The organism is Tabrizicola sp., assembly GCF_031377265.1.
Lineage (GTDB): Bacteria > Pseudomonadota > Alphaproteobacteria > Rhodobacterales > Rhodobacteraceae > JAUYQR01.
The window spans coordinates 1-2,180 of sequence record NZ_JANMET010000238.1 but is presented as its reverse complement, the minus strand read 5'-3'; the positions used below and the strand labels follow the sequence as shown (position 1 = coordinate 2,180).

At 60.0% G+C, this 2,180-nt stretch carries 2 protein-coding genes; both read right to left on the bottom strand.

Annotated features, from left to right (window positions below; all coding sequences use genetic code 11):
- Nucleotides 1-1,003, bottom strand: a 1,003-nt coding sequence (locus RMO18_RS13760) for a GTP-binding protein (RefSeq protein ID WP_309666634.1), incomplete at its 3' end; no start/stop codon positions are given.
- 65 nt (nt 1,004-1,068) lie between these two features.
- The coding region (locus tag RMO18_RS13755) for a metal ABC transporter substrate-binding protein (RefSeq protein WP_309666632.1) at nt 1,069-2,180 on the bottom strand (1,112 nt) is incomplete at its 5' end.

Here is a 2,180-nt window from a genome sequence, read left to right as displayed (position 1 = left end):
GGGTCAGCCTGACGATCCACGGGAAGAATTTCTCCGGCTCCAACTCGCCGCCGCGCAGCGACACGGAGGTGACCGTCACGTCGTGGATCGGCGAGGACGGAGAGTGATGGTGGTGATCATGGTCATCGTGGTGATGTTCATGATCGTGATGATCATGATGACCGTGGTCGTGGTGATCATGGCCGCAGTTTTCGTCGTGCACATGGTCGTGATCATGGTCATGATCGTGCGCATCGAGGAAATGCGGGTCGTCTTCCAGCACGCGCTTCAGGTCGAACGCGCCGCGGTCGAGCACCTTGTCGAGCGCGATGTCGGAGCGGTTGGTGCGGTAGATCTGCGCGGTCGGATTGATGGCGCGGACCGTGGCTTCGATGTCGCGCAGTTCTTCCTTGGTGACGAGGTCGGTCTTGTTGACCAAAATCACGTCGGCAAAGGCGATCTGGTCTTCGGCTTCGCGTGAATCTTTCAGGCGCAGGGGCAGATGCTTGGCATCGACAAGGGCGACCACCGCGTCGAGGCAGGTCTTGGCCTTGACGTCGTCATCCATGAAAAATGTCTGGGCGACGGGGACCGGATCGGCAAGGCCGGTGGTCTCGACAATGATCCCGTCAAACCGGCCCGGGCGGCGCATCAGGCCTTCGACCACGCGGATCAGGTCGCCGACATCCTGATCCATGAAGAAGGTCTGGGCGACGGGGGCCGGATCGGCAAGGCCGGTGGTCTCGACAATGATGCCGTCGAACTTGCCCTTGCGCTTCATCAGCCCGTCGAGAATGCGGATCAGATCGCCGCGCACCGTGCAGCAGATGCAACCATTGTTCATCTCGAAGACTTCTTCATCGGCCCCGACAACAAGATCATTGTCGATGCCGACCTCGCCGAACTCGTTGACGATGACGGCAAATTTCTTGCCGTGCGGCTCGGTCAGGATGCGGTTGAGCAACGTGGTCTTGCCCGCGCCGAGATAGCCGGTGAGGACGGTGACGGGGATTTTATCGGCCATATTCTGTCTCCGGGAGCCTGATGCTCCGCGCACTACGCAATCTCGTTTTAATTTGGCAGGCGCTGTCAGACTGGACCTGTGCCGAGCGCCTTGCCGAGTTCCCTTATATTGTGGCGCATCATCAAGATGTAAGTCCCTGCCGGTCCCGTGCCTGCGGAAAGTGCATCGGAGTACAGCCTGCCACCCATCTTCGCGCCGGTCTCCCGGGCGATCTGTTCGGCAAGACGCGGGTTGGTGACATTTTCCATGAAGACCGCCGGGATTTTCTGGGCTTTCACCTGCCGGATAATGCGCGCCACATCCTTGGCAGAAGCCTCCGCCTCGGTCGAGACGCCCTGCGGCGCAATGAAACTGATGCCGTAGGCTTTTGCGAAATAGCCGAAGGCGTCATGCGAGGTGATGACCTTGCGCCGGTCTGCAGGAATTCTGGCAATCTCTGCCCTTATGTCGGCATCCAGCCCGTCGAGTTTCGCCAGATAGGCGGCGGCATTGGCCTCATAGATGGCTTTTCCCGCCGCGTCGGCAGCGATCAATCCGTCGCGAATGGCGGCGACATAGCGCCGCGCATTGGCGACATCCTGCCAGGCATGGGGGTCGGACTGGCCGGCATGATCGTGGCCGTGCCTGTCTTCTTTCTCACCGGACAGGGCAATGGGCGTCGTACCTTTGCTTGTTGTGACGACACTGGCTTTCGTGCCGGAGGATTTGACCAGCCGGTCCATCCAGCCCTCGAATTTCAGTCCGTTGATGACCAGCACCTTGGCTTCGGCCACAGCTTTGGCGTCGGCGGGCGTCGGCGAATAGACATGCGCATCGCCATCGGCCCCCACCAGCGTGGTGACAATGGCCCGGTCACCGGCGATCTCCTTGACGAAATCACCGAGGATCGAGAAACTGGCGACGACACTGATTTTTTCCTGCGCGTGGGCAGGAAAAGCCGAGACTGCAAGGCATACGGCAGTAGCCAGAAGGGTGCGGCGGTTCAGCATGGGATTCTCGTTTGTAACAGTGTTACGATGTAACAGTATTACGCCCTCAGATGCTGCCGTGGCAAGAGCCTTCTGAGCAAACCGCCCTGCGATCCGATCATCAACGAAACCAGATAGAAGCTGCCGGCGGCCAGAATGATCGCCGGGCCAGCGGGCAGGTTGCTGTCGGCATTGTAGGAGACCACCAG